The following is a 16,120-nucleotide window of genomic DNA, read 5'->3' on the forward strand; positions in this document are numbered from 1 at the left end:
TTTTAGCCGCGTAGCGGCGATCTTGCGTATGAGGTTTTGATGGACGGTAGCGTCAGACTGGACGAGGTGGTGATGCGCTTCGGCGACTTCACCGCCATCGAGAAGACCTCGCTTGCGATAGGCTCGGGCGAATTCTTCAGCTTTCTCGGCCCCTCGGGCTGCGGCAAGACCACCCTGCTCAACCTCATCAGTGGCTTCCTGGTGCCCAGCGAGGGGCAGGTGTTCATCGGCGGCGAGCCCATGGCGGGCGTGCCGGTCAACCGCAGGCCCACGGCGATGATCTTCCAGAACCTGGCGCTGTTTCCCTTGATGACGGTATTCGAGAACATCGAGTTCGGCCTCGAAGTGCGCGGCGTCGACAAGCGCAAGCGCCGCGAGGTGTCCGAACGGCTGCTGGCGCTAGTGGCGCTGGAGGGCAGCGGCCCGAAGAGGGTGACCGAGCTCTCGGGCGGGCAGAAGCAGCGCGTGGCCATCGCCCGGGCGCTGGCGGTGGAGCCGCGGGTGCTGCTGCTCGACGAGCCGCTTTCGGCACTCGACCTCAAGCTGCGCCAGCACATGCGCGCCGAGCTCAAGGCGATCCAGCGCAAGACCGGTATTACTTTTATCTATATCACCCACGACCAGGGCGAGGCGCTGACCATGTCCGACCGGGTCGCGGTGATGTCGGCGGGGCGTATTCAGCAGGTCGCCGACCCCATGACGCTCTACCGCGAGCCGGCCACCGGCTTCGTTGCCGCCTTCGTCGGCGAGAACAACCGCCTCGAGGCGCGGGTGATCGACCGCGAGAACGAGCGGGTTCGCCTCGATGGCGGTGCCCTGGGCGAGCTGGCCGGCCGGGCCGGGCCCGGTGTGCGCCTGGCCAACGGCGAGGCCGCGGCGCTTTACGTGCGCCCCGAGCACCTGCGCCCGGTAGCGGCAGGGGCCGCGGGCCCCCGTTTCGACACCGAGATCGAGGCGGTGCACTTCGAGGGCGCCTGGGTGATGCTCGAGACTCGGCTGATGGCCTCGGGCGAGAAGCTGCGCGTGCAGCTCGGCCACGAGGTCTCGCGCGGCCAGGGCGAGGCGCTCGCCGCGGGCCAGCGCATGGCCTTTGCCTACGACCCCGGCGACGCCGTGGTACTGCCCGACGACGGCAGCCCGGTGGTGGACGAGGAGACCGGCGAGGTGGTGGAGGGCGATCGCGCGCAGGCGGGAGGCGCCCATGTTTAGGCAGCTGCAGGCGCGCTTCGGCGGGCCGCTGGCGATGGCCATCGTCACCCTGCTGGGGATCTGGCTGATCGTGATGGTCACCCTGCCGCAGCTGCAGATGATCGAGTATTCGCTCAAGCCCAACCTGCTGCCGGCCCAGGTCGGCGGGCCCGACGACCGGCTGACCCTGGCCAACTATGCCACCCTGTTCAACAACGACATCCACCGTGGAATCTTCTTCAAGACCATCTGGTCGAGCGTGCTGGTCACGCTGCTCACGCTCGCGGTGAGCTACCCGCTGGCCTGGTACCTGGCCAAGGTCGCCACCCCGCGCCAGGCGGCGCTGTGCATCCTGTTGCTGATCGTACCGTTCTGGATCAACGAGATCCTGCGCACCTACTCCTGGTTCATCATCCTGGCGTTTCGCGGCCCGCTCAATGAAGTGCTGATGATGCTGGGGCTGATCGAGCGGCCGATTCGCTTCCTCAGCGGCAACGGCGGGGTGATGGTCGGCATGGTCTATGCCTACATCCTGTTCATGGTGTTCCCGGTCTACAACGCCATCGAGAGCCTCGACGACAATCAGGTGCGCGCGGCCCGGGATCTCGGCGCCGGCACCCTGCGCACCCATCGGCGCATCGTCATTCCCCACGCCAAGCCGGGCATCGCCACCGGCTGCATCATGACCTTCATGCTCGCCGCGGGCAGCTACGCGGTGCCGGCGCTGCTCGGCTCGCCGGGCAGCCGCTGGTTCACCCAGATCATCTACAACTGGTTCTTCGAGGGCGGCAACTGGAACCAGGGCGCGGCCTACGCCTTCCTGCTGCTGGTGCTGTGCATCGGCTTCATGTCGCTGGTCATGAAAATCTTCAAGGTGGGCCTGGGGGACATCGGGCGATGAACTCGCAACGCTTCCTGGCCCTCGGCCTGCGCTTCTACGTGGTGGTCTTCTTCGCCTACCTGTTCCTGCCGCTGCTCGTCATGGCGGCCGCCACCTTCAACGACAGCCGCTTTCCCACGGTGACGCCGTGGGACGGCACCACGCTGCGCTGGTTCGGCGAGCTGGCGGCGGACGGCGGGATGTGGCAGGCGCTCGGCAACAGCCTGGTCGTGGCGGCCGGCGTGCTGGTCGTCGCCGTGCCCATCGGCATCGCCACCGCGCTGTTCCTCAACACCGTGTCGAGCCGCGCCAAGCCGTTCCTCTATGCGCTGATCCTGTCGCCGCTGCTCACCCCCGGGGTGATCATCGGTATCTCGACGCTGATCTTCTGGCGCCAGTTCGGCGTCAGCGGCGGCATCTTCCTCACCGTGCTGGGGCAGGCGACCTTCATCGCCGCCTACGTCATGCTGATGGTCACCGCACGGCTGCAGCGCTTCGATCGCACCCTGGAGCGCGCGGCGCTGGACCTCGGCGCCAGCCCCTGGCAGGCATTCCGCCGCATTCTGCTGCCCTACCTCAAGCCGGCGCTCTACTCGGCGGCCGTGATCGCCTTCCTGCAGTCCTTCGAGAACTACAACACCACCCTGTTCGTGGTCGGCTACGACACCACGCTGACGGTCTACATCGCCTCCAAGGTGCGCACCGGGCTCACCCCGGCGGTGAACGCCCTGGGGCTGGTCCTGATTCTCGTCACGGTGGCGTTCGCAGTGGTCTACGAGCTCAAGCGGCGGCGGGAGGCGGCGCGGGTGGTGAAAGGCGTCTAGTCCTGGCCTGACGGCACTCCGGCAAGCGGCCGCGCCGGCAGCCAGACCCGGGCGCACAGGCCGCCGAGGGTAGAGGCTTCCAGCGCCAGCCGGCCGCCGTGCAAGGCCACCAGGTCGGCGACGATGGCCAGCCCCAGCCCGTTGCCGGAGCGCTGCTCGTCCAGGCGGGCGCCGCGCGCCATGGCGGTCTCGCGCTGGGCTGCGTTCATGCCGGGTCCGTCGTCCTCCACGCAGAGCCAGGCCCCGTCGTCCCCGCTGTGTCCGTGCAGGCGGACTCGGCCATTCGCCCAGCGCAGGGCGTTGTCCAGCAGGTTGCCGACGAGTTCCTGCAGGTCCTGGGGCGCCATGCGCACGTGCAGGCCGGCCTCCAGCTCATGCTCCAGGGCCACGCCGCGGCGCCCGGCGAGCCGCCCCAGGCCCTCGAGGATGGGCGCGAGGGCCTCGGCGGCGTCGATCCGGGGAGCCAGGCCGGCGTCGCCCGCCGCGGTGGCCCGGGCCAGGTGGTGACGCACGGCGGTGTCGATGCGGGCGAGCTCGTCGCGAATCCGGCTGCGGCGCGGCTCCTCGACACCATCGGCCAGGGTGGTCAGCACGCTCACCGGGGTCTTCAATGCATGCGCCAGGTTCCCGGCGGCGTGGCGGGCGTGCTCCATCAGCCGCCGGTCGCGGGCCAGCACGGCGTTCATGGCTTCGGCCAGGCGTGCCAGCTCGGCGGGCAGGCGGGCATCGAGGCGTTCGGCGTCGCCGTTCTCGACCTGCGCCAGGTCGCCCTGCAATCGCCGCAGCGGCGCCAGGCCCCAGCGCACCTGCAGCGCCAGCATGACCAACACCAGCAGGCCCAGGCCGGCGAGCGACAGCGCCACCAGCCGGGTGAAGCGGTCCAGCTCGAGCTCCAGCGTCTCCCGCGGTGCCGCCACGCTGACGTGCAGCGGCGACTCCAGCGGGGCCAGGTGGATGTCCCGCTCGACGACCCGCAGCGGGGTGTCGCGAGGTCCCGCCAGGTCACGCCGGGTCACCTCGGGTCTCTCCTGTACGGGCAGGCGCTGGTCCCACAGCGAGCGTGAGGTGAGCACCCGCTCGCCGCCGTCGCTGACCTGCCAGTACCAGCCGGAGAAGACCCGTTCGAAGCGCGGGTCGCCGAGGTCGCGCTCCTGTACCAGCTGCTGCGCCACGTCGTCCCAGGCGACACCGGCGATCACCACGTTGAGCAGCGCCTCCAACTGGCGGTCGAAGGCGCCGGTGGCGGTGGCGCGAAAGTGCTGGGCGAGGCCGAGGCCGGCCAGCGGCAGGGTAAGCGCCAGCATCAGCAGGGTGGCCAGTATCAGCCGGCTGGCCAGCGACAGCCGCTGCAGTCGTTTCATGAGGCCTCGGTGCTGCCGATGAGGCGGTAACCCTGGCCGCGGCGGGTTTCGATGCGCTCGGCGCCCAGCTTGCGCCTCAGGCGGCTGATCTGGACGTCGATGACGTTGGAGTCGGGTTCGTGGTCGCGATCGTAGACATGCTCGGCCAGCTCGCTACGGCTGACCACCCGCGGGGCGGCGTGGGCCAAGTAGGCGAGCAGGCGCGACTCCTGGGCGGTGAGGCTCACCGGGCGACCGGCCAGGGTGACGCTGCCGGTATGGGTGTCGAAGGCCAGCTCGCCGATGCGCAGCACCGGATGGGCGTGGCCGTGGCTGCGGCGCACCAGGGCGCGCAGGCGGAACAGCACCTCGGCGGTCTCGAACGGCTTGGTGACGTAGTCGTCGGCGCCGGCGGAGAAGCCGGTGGCCTTGTCGGCCCAGCGGGTACGCGCGGTCAGCACCAGCACCGGCAATTCGATGGCGTCCTTGCGCCACTCGGCGAGCCAACGGCTGCCGTCGCCATCGGGCAGCCCGAGGTCGAGGATCACGGCGTCGTACACCTCCGTGCGCACCAGGAAATCGGCCTCGCCGCCGCAGCCGGTCCGCTCGACCAGCACCCCGGCCTCGTGCAGTGCCTCCGCCAGCGCCGTGGCCAGTGCGTCGTCATCTTCCACCAGGAGCACCTTCATCGCGCCTCCTCCTTGCGCCGCATGCCGTCGATGTTGACGCCCTCCATGCCGATCAGCTCGCCGCTCGCGGCATCGAACTCGAACTCCACTACCTGACCCTGGGGGCCGAGCATCTCCACCTCGTAGATTGTCCGGCCATCATCGCGCTCCAGCTCGACTTCGAGCACCTGGCCCTCGTAGCGCGCCTCGAGCCAGTCGAGGATCTGCGGCAGCGCGACCAGCCGGCCGCTGCGGACGGCCTCGTGCAGGTCGTGCCAGTGCCTGTCGGCGAACGCCGGGGCGGCGGCCAGCAGCGACAGCCACAGGGCCGCCAGGGCGCGGCGGGCGAAGGCGCGGCGCGACAGGTATTTGCGTGGAGACGGGAGTGAAGGCTTCATGAAGCAAGAGTGCCGGGCCCGACATGAATACAGCATGAACGGGGCTGTCAGCATGGGGCAAGGTGGCCGGTGCTAAAACCTGATCTGTGTCCAGAAACGTGACACTTGCCACAAGCCACAGAGGAAAGACCCATGAAACGCAACATACTCGCAGCCGGTTCGCTGGCTACCCTGATGCTCGCCTTCACCTCGGCACAGGCTTCCGACGGTCGCCTGGCGACGGATCGCCTCGACGAGGTGCTGGAGCAGGTCACGGCCTTCGGCTTTCAGCACATCCAGGAGATCGAGGCCAAGGGGCGCGACAGCGTCGAGGTCGAAGGCTGGCTCGACGACGAATGGCAGGCCGAGGTGCGCCTGTCGCTGGAGAACGGCGAATCCCTCGAAGAGGAGCGCAAGCGCCGCGACGGCGGGGCCTGGGGCATGAGCGAAGAGGACATCCGCCTGGCCATGGAAGCCGCCGTGGCCGAGGGACTGGCCGAGTTCGAGGAGATCCAGGTCGACCGCGACGGACGCATCGAGATCGAGGGCCGCGACGCCGACGGCCGCGAGATCGAGGTGCGGACTCGCCAGGGAGAGAGCGGGGCGACCGACGTGGAACGCGACTGAGCAGCCAGCGAATTCACCTCAAGCCCTTCGCCTGTCCGCCCATTGTAAGGCCCGCCGCGCCCTGCGCGGCGGGCCTTACGCTTGACCAGCGCACGGTAAGGCTCAACGATCGCCGTCGTGGGCATCGAGCTGGGCCATGAGGCTCGGCTCGAGGCGTCGGCAGTGCTGGGTGATGTCCAGGCGAACGTCGATCACGGAGCTCTCCACCCCCAGTACGCCGAGCAGGGTATGAAACAGATGATCATGGCTCACGGTACGCTCGGACTGGCGCGCCAGGCAGTCGCTGTCGAGCCCGGCGCCGCGGTCGAAGCTTGGTGACGACCACCAGATCATGGGGACGCGAGTCTGCTCGTCCGGTGCGATGGCGTACGGCAGGCCATGCAGAAAGATCCCACCCTCACCGAGCGACTCGCCGTGATCCGAAACGTAGAGCAGCGCCGCGTCCAGTGAGGGCCGGCGCTCGAGCGCCTCGATCATGGCATCCAGTACGTTGTCCGTGTAGCGCACGGCATTGTCGTAGCTGTTCACGATGGATTCTCGCGTGCATCTCGCCAGGTCGGCCTCCTCGCAGGTCGGTGTGAAGACGCGTTGCGCCTCAGGGTAGCGTTGGGAGTAGCTCGGACCATGGTTGCCGAGCATGTGTAGCACGACCACCGTGTCCTCCTCGATGCTGGCCGCCTGGCGCTCGAGTTCATCGACGAGAACCTCGTCCAGGCAGGTACCGTCGCGACATTTCTCGGGATAATCCTTGGGAGAGAGCGTGCGGCGTTCCACGCCGTCGCAGACCCCCTTGCACCCCGACTGGTTGTCGATCCACAACACGCGGAAGCCGGCATGGCGCAGCACGTCCAGCAGCGACTCGTGGCTGAGAATATCGCGCTCGTCGTAATCGCGCCGGCCGCGTCGGGCGAACATGCAGGGCAGCGATACCGCCGTGCTGGTGCCGCAGCTCGAAACCCGCGGGAAGTTGACCAGCTCGCGCTCTGCCAGCTTCGGGGTGGTCTGGCGAGCATAGCCGGAGAGCCCCCAGTTGGCCGCACGCACGGTCTCGCCTACCACTAGCACCATCAGACGCGGCGCCCCGGTCGCGCTTGGCTGGCGGCGGGCGTCCTCGCCGATGGGAAGACGCTCGCTGGGCAGCGGGTCGTCGGCTGCGAGAACCTGCCCGGTTGAGACGATGGCGTTGCCCGGCGTAACCAGGAAGCGCAGCTCATGATGGTTGCGCATCAACGGAGACAAGCTCTGGAACGAGAGCAGCAGTGCCACGACCAAGACGACGACGGCACCGGCCAGCCACAGCAGCGACATGCCCAGGCCGCGTCGCCAGGAGCGGTGGCGCAATGGCCAGAGCCACAGCAGCGCAAGCGGCAGCGCCGCGTAGAGCACCAGGTATCTGGCAAGACCCGGGGTCAGCAGTTCGGTGGCCTCGCGGGTATCGGTCTGGACGACATTGTCGATCATGTGGGTGTCGAAGTAGACCCCGTAGTGACCGGTGAAATAGCTGACGCCGGCGGCCAGCAGCAGCAGCGCCGAGAGCAAAGGCTTGGCGGTGACGCGGTTGATGAACGGCAGAAAGACCACGCAGTGCAGCAGGGTCAGGATCACGCCGTAGCCGATCATATGGCCCCACTCAACCAGACTGCCGGGTGGCTCGGCGGCGAGCGTCTCCGCCCAGAACCGCTGGTTGTAGAAGAAGGTGAAGGCCAGGCAGACCATCAAGGTAAGCGCCTGGGGCGACAGGGCAGGGAGCCGCCAAGGTCGGCATCGGCGCTCGGTGTGGACGAGTGGGGGGCGTTCTGGCATGGATGAATCGTCACGGGAAGTCGATTCACCCAGCCTTGCTTGGCAACCTTAACGCTCGCTTATGGCGCCATCACTTGGTGCGTGGCAGTGTAGCCAGGGCACGCAGCCCCCCTCCGGGCGCCTCCTGCAGCTGCAGCCGCCCGCCGTGACGGGCCAGCAGGCGCTCGACGATGGATAGGCCCAGGCCAGCGCCGGCGCCCGGGCCGGCGCGATGGAAGCGCTCGGTAACGCGCTGGCGCTCGGCGGCGGGAATGCCAGGCCCTTGGTCGTCAACGCGCAGTGTCATTCGGTCATCGTCCGCGTCCAGCGCGACGGTGATGACACTGCCGTCAGGGGAGTGGCGCAGTGCATTGCCGACCAGGTTCTGTAGCAGCGTCGCGATGGCTCCGGGTTCGGTTCGCAGCGTCCAATCGGTAGCCTCGTCGGCCTCGAGGTCCAGCCTCTGGCGTCGCTCGGCGGCGAGCGGCGTCAGCTCGGCCAACGCCTCACGCACTTCGAGGAGCAGGTCGATCTCGTGCCGCTTGGGTTCTGCCTCCTCCGGGTCCAGGCGGGCGAGCGTCAGCAGCTGCGCCACCAGGCGGGTGGTCCGTGCCACGCCGGTGCGCAGCTCCTCGAGCGCTTCGCGACGATCTTCGGGGCTCTCCGCGGCGAGGGCATTCTGGGCATGCAGATCGAGCACTGCCAGCGGGGTGCGCAGCTCGTGGGCGGCGTCAGCGATGAAGCGCTTCTCGCGCACCCGGAGCTCGCGGATCCGCTCGAGCAGGCGGTTCAGCGCGCCGACGATGGTCGCCAGCTCACGCGGCAGCGGCTGCAGCGCCAGCGGCTGCAGGGTGTGCGGGTCGCGGTGACGGATCGCCTCGGCCAGGCGCGACAGCGGGCGCAGCCCCCGGCCGGTAGCCCACCACAGCAGCAGCGCCAACAGCGGCAGGCCGAACAGGTCCGGCAGCAGGGTGCGCAGGGCGACGGCGCGGGTCAGCTCGCCGCGCACGTCGCTGCGCTCGGCGACCATCACCCGGCGCGGCGAATCGGTCACGTCAAGCACGTAAATGCGCCAGTCATGCCCGGCCATGCGGTTGTCGGTGTAGCCCGGTGGGCGGTCGGTGAACGGCTGCTCCGGGGCGCTGGCGGAGCGCAGCAGCAGGCGCTCCCCCTCCCACAGCTGGAAGGCCAGCTTGCTCTCGTAGCGGTGCCCGGCGAGGCGCTTGTCCGACTGCTCGGCACGCAGCAGTGCGCTCTCGAGGCTTTCGAGCAGAGCTTCACGCTCTCCGCTCGGCAGCGGTGACTGGGCCAGGCCCTCCAGCAGGCGGGCATTCTGCGCCAGGCTGGCGTCGTAGAGCTCCTCGATCTCGTGGGCGGCGTAGCGATAGCTGACCAGCCCGATAGCCAGCATGCTGGTGGAGAACACCAGCAAAACCAGAACCAGGGTGCGGCGGCGGATCGAGGTCATGGGGCGTCGGCCTCATCCAGCACGTAGCCGATCCCCCGCACCGTGCGGATCAGGTCCGGGAACAGCTTACGGCGCAGGTGGTGGACATGAACCTCGATGGCATTGCTCTCGACGTCCGCTTCCCAGCCGTAGACCAGCCGGGTCAGGGTATCGCGGGTGAAGACGCGCCCCGGGTGGCTCATGAACTCGTGCAGCAGGGTGAACTCGCGACGCGACAGCACCACCGGCCGGCCGCGGTAGCTGACACCGAGGGTGGCCGGATCGAGGCGGATGTCGCGACACTCCAGCACGGGGCTCGCCTGGCCCTGGCTGCGGCGCAGCAGCGCGCGCAGGCGCGCCTTGAGCTCGGCTACCTCGAAGGGCTTGATCAGATAATCGTCAGCGCCGGCGTCCAGGCCGGCGATGCGGTCGTCGACGGCATCCCGGGCGGTGAGCACCAGCACTGGCACCCGGTTGCCCCGTCGGCGAGCGCTCTCCAGTACCCGCATACCGTCCAGCCCGGGCAGGCCCAGGTCGAGAATCACGGCATCGAACGGTTCGTCGCCGTGCAGCGCGTTCAGGGCCGCGGTACCGTCGGCCAGATGATCGACGGTGTAGTGCTCGGGCTTGAGAGCCAGGCGGATGCCCGAGGCCAGGCTCGGGTCATCCTCCACCAGCAGGATGCGCATGCAGGCGATCTCGTCTTCGGTCGTCGTGGCCCGGGTGTGCCGGGGCTGCATGTCCATGCGCTTCGCGGCTCGGCTGCGGCGCGGGTCGCGCGGCTTCCTGGCGATGCGACACACGCTCGGCCACCGTCTCCGGGTCTGGTTGGAAAAGTACCAGATCCGCGGGGCCCTCGGGAGCGAATCTGCGTGACCCAGGCACGTTGAGCAGTGCCACCACGGGCACCGCCAGGGCGGCTGCCATGTGCATGGGGCCCGTATCCGGCGTGACGAGCCGTGGGAGCTGAGAGAGCACGGCCGCGAACTCGCGCAGTGGCAGTGGCGGCAGGAGGCGGCCGTGAACGCCGCAGGCAGATGCCAGGGCGGGAAGGTGGCGTGCCTCCTCTGGCCCCAGCAGGACCAGATAGGGCTGGCAGCGTGCCTCGAGCGCCCGCAACAGGGCCTGCCAGAAGGGGAGAGGCAGGCGCTTGTCGAGGTGGCCGCCAACGAAGATGCCGATGGCGCTGGGCGGCAGCGACTGCCTCGCCAGCAGCGCCAGTGCGGCGTCATGCTCCTGCGGGGACAGCACCAGCCAGGGGCGCGGCTCGCAGGCCAGGCCCAGGGGCGCCGCCAGGCTGTTGGCCAGTGCATGGGCGCGGGCCGGGGCAGGCCCCGCCACCCAGTCATAGGTGGCTTGCAGCCGACCGCATTGCCCCATCGTCTGCCGTGCGCCGCAAAGCTGGACGAATAGCCAACTGGTGAGGGAGCCCTCGCCGACCTGAACGGCCAGGTCGTACTCACGCCGCCGCAGTTCGATCAGCAGCCGCCACAGACGCCAGGGGCGCAGTACCATGCTGCGGCTCAGGGAGTAGTAATGCGCCAGCGGCATACCGACGAACAGCGTCTGGGTCGCGTCCGTCCCCAGGTAGTCGAGCTCGATCTCAGACCGCTGCTGTGTCAACGCCTGGATCAGGCGAGCACCGATGACGGCATTGCCGATCCGAAAGTTGGGACGCACCAGCAGGATTCGCCGTGCTCCCAGCAGGGTTTCGGGTGTGGCGGGCCGTCCGGCTCGGGCATGTTTCGTCAATGCTCGGTAGAGCCAGGCCTTGGCGCCACGCTCCAGGCGCTTTCCCAGCTTGCGCATGGCCGGGTGGCGGCGGATCGAAGTCAGCAGGAACATGCAGGCGCTCCTTGATGGGGTGACGCCTGCACTTTCCCCGCTCGGTCTTATCGCAGCCTTAAGCGATCGCCACTCAGGCCATGCGCTTGAGGCTTCGCTCGCCTAGCCACCACTGATGGGCGAGGGCGGCGATCACATGCCCGCCGATCAGCAGCCACATCAAGTTGGCGAGTACTTCATGAGTTTCCTCGAAGGCCTCTTCGATCCACTCGATCTCTGGGCCAGCCGGAATCAGCGGCAGGCCGAAGAAGGCCACGCCGTGGCCGCTGCCCCAGGCGGTGAGCACGCCGCTCACCGGAATCGCCAGCAGGAGCAGATAGAGCGCCAGGTGGCCGAGGCGGGCGGCACGGCGCCAGTGCGCCGGTGGCGCCACCCGGCCGTGGTTATGCCAGCGCCAGGCCAGGCGGAAGACGAGCAGCACGAGCAGCGCTATGCCGAGGCTCTTGTGCAGGCCCATCAGGTTGGCCTTGCCGAGTTCCTCAAGCGCTTCCATCCACCAGTCGCTGGCAAGCAGGAACAGCACCAGCACGGCCATGGACCAGTGCAGGACGCGGGAGACGAGACCATAGCGGTTTTCGGTATCGAGCCAGTTCATCGGGTCACTCCTTGAAGGGGTACGTGACCGTTTTACCCGGCGCTACCTTGCGGGAGCCTTAAGGCTTCGTTCATGTCGCGTTCATCCGGCGCCAGCGCTCAGCGCTGACCGCCCCAGACACTCTCCAGCACCTCGAGTGCGGCGGCGATGGCCGGTTCCTCGCTGCGCTCGCGTCGCCACACGAAGCACAGCGCACAGGGCAGGCGCAGCCCCTCGACCACCACCAGGCCGCGTTCCTGGCGCTCGGCCATGGCCAAGGCGTCGCGGGCCAGGCTCAGGCCCACGCCGGCGCGCACCAGGTCGAGCATGCACGCCTCCTGGTCCACCTGGGCCACGCCGTTGGGCGTGACGCCGAGCGGGTCGAGCACGCCATGCAGCAGCCGGTAATGGGCCGAAAGCGTCGGTGTGACGATCCACGGCAGGGCGGCCAGGCTCGCCCAGTTGCTGGCGGCCACTCGGCTGCCCCAGCCGGGCGGTGCCACCAAGTGATAATCGAAGTGGGTCAGCTCACGATAATCGATCTCCGGCGCCTCCGGGCCGGGGCCTTCACCGGGCGGCGCGAGGAAGAAGCCCACATCGAGTTCCTCGCGGCGAATCCACTCCAGCACGCTGCCGCTCATGCCGTGCTGCAGCTCGGTCTCGAGCTGTGGGGCGCGCTCCACCAGGCGATGCAGGAAGGCACCCAGACGAATGAACTCAGGATCGACGATGGTGCCGATGCGCAGCCTGCCGTGAAGGGTGCTGTGCAGGGCGCGGGCGCTCTGCTCGAAGGCGGCCATGGCCGCCAGTGCCCGCTCCGCCGCGGGCAGCAGGGCGTGGCCGTCGGCGGTCAGCGCCAGGCCCTGGGGGCGGCGACGAAACAGCGTCAGCCCCAGCGCCTCCTGCAGGTGCTTGAGCTTGAGACTGACGGCGGGCTGGGTCAGGTGCAGGCGCTCGGCGGCGCGGGAGACGCTGCCTTCTCGGGCCACGGTGACGAAGGCGCGCAGGGTGGGAAGATCGTGCATGGCGGCTGCCGCTGAGAATATAAGTAGAGCTTATATCTGGCTTTTGGATTTCTCAATTGATTGTGGCGCACGACACGGTAGGCTTGATGATCAAAGTACCGCCTGTGCTGAATGAAAGCCGCGCACGACGCGACAGCCAGCGACATCAGCCAACGACAAGACGAGAACCCTCATGACGCAGCACACGATCACGCATTATATCAACGGGCAAATGACGGCCGGCGAAGCGGGTCGCCATCAGGACGTCTACAACCCGGCCACCGGCCAGGTCTCGGGTCGGGTGGCGCTGGCCTCCCGCGGCGATGTGGCGACCGCCGTGGCCGCGGCCAAGGCCGCCTTCCCGGCCTGGGCCGACACGCCGCCGATCCGCCGCGCGCGGGTACTGTTCAAGTTCCTCGAGCTGCTCAACGCCCACAAGGACGAGCTGGCCCGCGCCATCACGCTGGAGCACGGCAAGGTCTTCACCGATGCCCAGGGCGAGGTGGCCCGCGGCATCGACATCGTCGAGTTCGCCTGCGGCATCCCGCAGCTGCTCAAGGGCGACTACACCGAGCAGGTGAGCGGCGGCATCGACAACTGGACCGTGCGCCAGCCGCTGGGCGTGGTGGCCGGCATCACGCCGTTCAACTTCCCGGCCATGGTGCCGATGTGGATGTTCCCGGTGGCCATCGCCGCGGGCAACACCTTCATCCTCAAACCCAGCCCCACCGACCCCAGCGCCTCGCTGCTGATCGCCGATCTGCTCAAGCAGGCCGGCCTGCCCGACGGCGTGTTCAACGTGGTGCAGGGCGACAAGGAGTCGGTCGAGGCGCTGATCGAGCACCCCGACGTGCAGGCACTCTCCTTCGTCGGCTCCACGCCCATCGCCAACCGCATCTACGAAAACGGTGCACGCCACGGCAAGCGCGTGCAGGCCCTGGGCGGGGCCAAGAACCATATGGTCGTCATGCCCGACGCCGACCTGGACAAGGCCGTCGATGCCCTGATCGGCGCCGCCTACGGCAGTGCCGGCGAGCGCTGCATGGCGATCAGCGTGGCGGTGCTGGTGGGCGACGTGGCCGACAAGATCGTCCCACGCCTGGCCGAGCGTGCCAGGGCGCTGAAGGTCAAGAACGGCCTCGAACTCGACGCCGAGATGGGCCCCATCGTCACCGCCCAGGCCCACCAGCGCATCACCGGCTACATCGAGAAGGGCGTGGCCGAAGGCGCCGAGCTGGTGATCGACGGCCGCGAGTTCGACGCCACCACGACAGGCGACGGCTGCAGCGAAGGCTTCTGGATGGGCGGTTCGCTGTTCGACCACGTCACCCCGGAGATGACGATCTACAAGGAGGAGATCTTCGGCCCGGTGCTGGCCTGCGTGCGGGTGCCCGACGTGGCCACCGCCATCCAACTGATCAACGATCACGAATTCGGCAATGGCGTGAGCTGCTTCACCGAGAGCGGCAGCGTGGCGCGCGAGTTCGGCCGCCGCATCCAGGTCGGCATGGTCGGCATCAACGTACCGATCCCGGTGCCCATGGCGTGGCACGGCTTCGGCGGCTGGAAGCGCTCGCTGTTCGGCGACACCCACGCCTATGGAGAGGAGGGCGTGCGCTTCTATACCAAGCAGAAATCGATCATGCAGCGCTGGTCCGACTCGATCAACGCCGGCGCCGAGTTCGCCATGCCGACCCATAAGTGAGCCGGTCGGGAGAATCCTCATGGCAGAGCAGGAATTCGACTACATCGTGGTGGGCGCCGGCACTGCCGGCTGCCTGCTGGCCAACCGCCTCAGCGCCGACCCGGCCAACCGGGTGCTGCTGATCGAGGCGGGCGGGCGCGACAACTACCACTGGGTGCACATCCCGGTGGGCTACCTCTACTGCATCAACAACCCGCGCATCGACTGGTGCTTCAAGACCGAGCCCGACGAGGGGCTCAACGGGCGCTCGCTGATCTACCCGCGCGGCAAGACCCTGGGCGGCTGCTCCAGCATCAACGGCATGCTTTACATGCGCGGCCAGGCCCGCGACTACGACGGCTGGGCCGAGCAGGTGGGCGACGACGACTGGCGCTGGGAGAACTGCCTGCCCGACTTCATGAAGCACGAGGACCACTACCGCCTGGACGAGGGCGGCGACGCCGATGCCGCCCACCGCGACTTTCACGGCCACGGCGGCGAATGGCGCATCGAGAAGCAGCGTCTCAAGTGGGAAGTGCTCGACGACTTCGCCGAAGCCGCGGTGCAGGCGGGCATCCCGCGTACGCGAGACTTCAACCGCGGCGACAACGAGGGCGTCGACTATTTCGAGGTCAACCAGCGCTCGGGCTGGCGCTGGAACGCGGCCAAGGCCTTCTTGCGCCCGGTGTGCGAGAAGCGCAGCAACTTCACGCTATGGCACTCCGCCCAGGTGCATCGACTGCTGTTCGAGGAAGGCAGCGGCGGCAAGCCCCGCGCCAGCGGGGTCGAGCTCGAACGTGACGGTGCCGTTACCCAGGTCAAGGCCAGGCGCGAGGTGATCCTGGCCGCCGGCGCCATCGGCTCGCCTCAGCTGCTGCAGCTCTCCGGCATCGGCCCGGCGGGGCTGCTCGCCGAGCACGACATCCCGCTGGTGCACGAGCTTCCCGGCGTCGGCGAGAACCTGCAGGATCACCTGCAGATCCGCTCGGTCTACAGGGTCACCGGCGCCAAGACCCTCAACACCCTGGCCGCCTCGTGGCTGGGCAAGGCGGCCATCGGCGTCGAATACCTGCTGCGCCGCACCGGGCCCATGAGCATGGCGCCCTCGCAGTTGTGCATCTTCACCCGCAGCAGCGACGAGTACACACACCCCAACATCGAGTACCACGTCCAGCCGTTGAGCCTGGAGGCCTTCGGCCAGCCGCTGCACGACTACCCGGCGATCACCGCCAGCGTGTGCAACCTCAACCCCACCAGCCGCGGCAGCGTGCGCATCAAGAGCCGCGACCCGCGCCAGGCCCCGGCCATCGCGCCCAACTACCTCAGTACCGAAGAGGATCGCAAGGTGGCGGCAGACTCGCTGCGGGTCACCCGGCGCATCGCCGAGCAGCCGGCCTTCGCCAAGTACCGCCCCGAGGAGGTCAAGCCCGGCGTGCAATACCAGAGCGACGACGAGCTGGCACGGCTGGCCGGCGACATCGGCACCACCATCTTTCATCCGGTGGGCACGGCCAGGATGGGGCGCGACGACGACCCCATGGCGGTGGTGGACTCGCACCTGCGCGTGCGCGGCATCGAGGGGCTGCGGGTGGTGGATGCCAGCATCATGCCCACCATCACCAGCGGCAACACCAACTCGCCGACACTGATGATTGCCGAGAAGGCAGCGGGCTGGATTCTCACGGGCGGGTGAGGAAGGGGGTAGGTAAAAATTACGTCATCGACGCAAAATAGTATTTGACGTGGGTGCCTGAACAGAGCAAGATGCGTGCAGTTGGTTAGCAAGTCGAACATCGCAGGTGGTCATCGAAACGCTCATGGCGTCTTGATTTCCCGGTGAAAAGTTTCTTGTTTTACCCACTGCAACTCGGGTATTTCCC

Annotated in this window: 15 protein-coding genes; 6 read left to right on the forward strand and 9 right to left on the reverse strand. The window is 68.3% G+C overall.

Features of this window, described 5'->3' with window-relative positions; genetic code table 11:
- Positions 1-39 precede the first annotated feature (39 nt).
- From HNO51_RS05240 to HNO51_RS05250, 3 genes are read left to right on the forward strand one after another with little or no spacing between them, the layout of a single operon-like run.
- A complete protein-coding gene (locus tag HNO51_RS05240) occupies positions 40-1,209 on the forward strand; it encodes an ABC transporter ATP-binding protein (protein WP_197449982.1) in 1,170 nt (389 codons plus the stop codon).
- Positions 1,202-2,089 (forward strand): ABC transporter permease, encoded by an 888-nt coding sequence (locus tag HNO51_RS05245; RefSeq protein WP_197449983.1) that lies wholly within the window; start codon positions 1,202-1,204, stop codon positions 2,087-2,089. The genes HNO51_RS05240 and HNO51_RS05245 overlap by 8 nt, the downstream gene beginning before the upstream one ends.
- Positions 2,086-2,892, forward strand: a complete 807-nt coding sequence (locus HNO51_RS05250; protein ID WP_197449984.1) for an ABC transporter permease — start codon at positions 2,086-2,088, stop codon at positions 2,890-2,892. Before HNO51_RS05245 ends, HNO51_RS05250 begins: the two co-directional genes overlap by 4 nt.
- On the opposite strand, the gene HNO51_RS05255 is transcribed toward HNO51_RS05250, so the two are convergent.
- From HNO51_RS05255 to HNO51_RS05265, 3 genes are read right to left on the reverse strand one after another with little or no spacing between them, the layout of a single operon-like run.
- Positions 2,889-4,253 carry a sensor histidine kinase gene (locus HNO51_RS05255; RefSeq protein ID WP_197449985.1) on the reverse strand — a complete coding sequence of 455 codons (1,365 nt, stop codon included), beginning with the start codon at positions 4,251-4,253 and terminating at the stop codon, positions 2,889-2,891. The two genes, HNO51_RS05250 and HNO51_RS05255, sit on opposite strands and share 4 nt — an antisense overlap.
- Complete coding sequence (locus HNO51_RS05260; protein ID WP_197449986.1) at positions 4,250-4,921, reverse strand: response regulator transcription factor; 672 nt, start codon at positions 4,919-4,921, stop codon at positions 4,250-4,252. The genes HNO51_RS05255 and HNO51_RS05260 overlap by 4 nt, the downstream gene beginning before the upstream one ends.
- Positions 4,918-5,298 carry a PepSY domain-containing protein gene (locus HNO51_RS05265; protein ID WP_209538660.1) on the reverse strand — a complete coding sequence of 127 codons (381 nt, stop codon included), beginning with the start codon at positions 5,296-5,298 and terminating at the stop codon, positions 4,918-4,920. Before HNO51_RS05265 ends, HNO51_RS05260 begins: the two co-directional genes overlap by 4 nt.
- A gap of 132 nt (positions 5,299-5,430) precedes the next feature.
- On the opposite strand from HNO51_RS05265, the gene HNO51_RS05270 reads away from it, so the two are divergent.
- Positions 5,431-5,904 carry a PepSY domain-containing protein gene (locus HNO51_RS05270; protein WP_197449988.1) on the forward strand — a complete coding sequence of 158 codons (474 nt, stop codon included), beginning with the start codon at positions 5,431-5,433 and terminating at the stop codon, positions 5,902-5,904.
- A 102-nt stretch (positions 5,905-6,006) separates the two neighbouring features.
- Here the strand turns inward: HNO51_RS05270 and HNO51_RS05275 are convergent, their stop codons facing one another.
- The 6 genes from HNO51_RS05275 to HNO51_RS05300 all read right to left on the reverse strand — a co-directional run bounded on the left by HNO51_RS05275 (position 6,007) and on the right by HNO51_RS05300 (position 12,577).
- Positions 6,007-7,707 carry a phosphoethanolamine transferase gene (locus tag HNO51_RS05275; RefSeq protein ID WP_209538661.1) on the reverse strand — a complete coding sequence of 567 codons (1,701 nt, stop codon included), beginning with the start codon at positions 7,705-7,707 and terminating at the stop codon, positions 6,007-6,009.
- 70 nt (positions 7,708-7,777) lie between these two features.
- Positions 7,778-9,154, reverse strand: a complete 1,377-nt coding sequence (locus HNO51_RS05280; protein WP_209538662.1) for an ATP-binding protein — start codon at positions 9,152-9,154, stop codon at positions 7,778-7,780.
- The gene (locus HNO51_RS05285) at positions 9,151-9,822 is read right to left on the reverse strand and encodes a response regulator (protein ID WP_209538663.1); all 672 of its coding nucleotides are present in this window, start codon (positions 9,820-9,822) and stop codon (positions 9,151-9,153) included. The genes HNO51_RS05280 and HNO51_RS05285 overlap by 4 nt, the downstream gene beginning before the upstream one ends.
- The gene (locus tag HNO51_RS05290) at positions 9,797-10,978 is read right to left on the reverse strand and encodes a glycosyltransferase family 9 protein (RefSeq protein WP_209538664.1); all 1,182 of its coding nucleotides are present in this window, start codon (positions 10,976-10,978) and stop codon (positions 9,797-9,799) included. Before HNO51_RS05290 ends, HNO51_RS05285 begins: the two co-directional genes overlap by 26 nt.
- Before the next feature lie 73 nt (positions 10,979-11,051).
- Positions 11,052-11,573, reverse strand: coding sequence for a cytochrome b (locus HNO51_RS05295; RefSeq protein ID WP_197449993.1), 522 nt, complete (start codon positions 11,571-11,573; stop codon positions 11,052-11,054).
- 98 nt (positions 11,574-11,671) lie between these two features.
- Positions 11,672-12,577 carry a LysR family transcriptional regulator gene (locus HNO51_RS05300; RefSeq protein ID WP_209538665.1) on the reverse strand — a complete coding sequence of 302 codons (906 nt, stop codon included), beginning with the start codon at positions 12,575-12,577 and terminating at the stop codon, positions 11,672-11,674.
- Between the two features lie 172 nt (positions 12,578-12,749).
- On the opposite strand from HNO51_RS05300, the gene HNO51_RS05305 reads away from it, so the two are divergent.
- Positions 12,750-14,261: a CoA-acylating methylmalonate-semialdehyde dehydrogenase gene (locus HNO51_RS05305; protein ID WP_209538666.1), complete on the forward strand. Its 1,512-nt coding sequence runs from the start codon at positions 12,750-12,752 to the stop codon at positions 14,259-14,261.
- Between the two features lie 19 nt (positions 14,262-14,280).
- On the forward strand, positions 14,281-15,933 hold the full coding sequence (locus tag HNO51_RS05310) for a GMC family oxidoreductase (RefSeq protein ID WP_197449996.1): 1,653 nt from the start codon (positions 14,281-14,283) through the stop codon (positions 15,931-15,933).
- Positions 15,934-16,120 lie beyond the last annotated feature (187 nt).

Origin of the sequence: Billgrantia sulfidoxydans (genome assembly GCF_017868775.1) — a bacterium.
Taxonomy (GTDB): Bacteria; Pseudomonadota; Gammaproteobacteria; order Pseudomonadales; family Halomonadaceae; genus Halomonas; species Halomonas sulfidoxydans.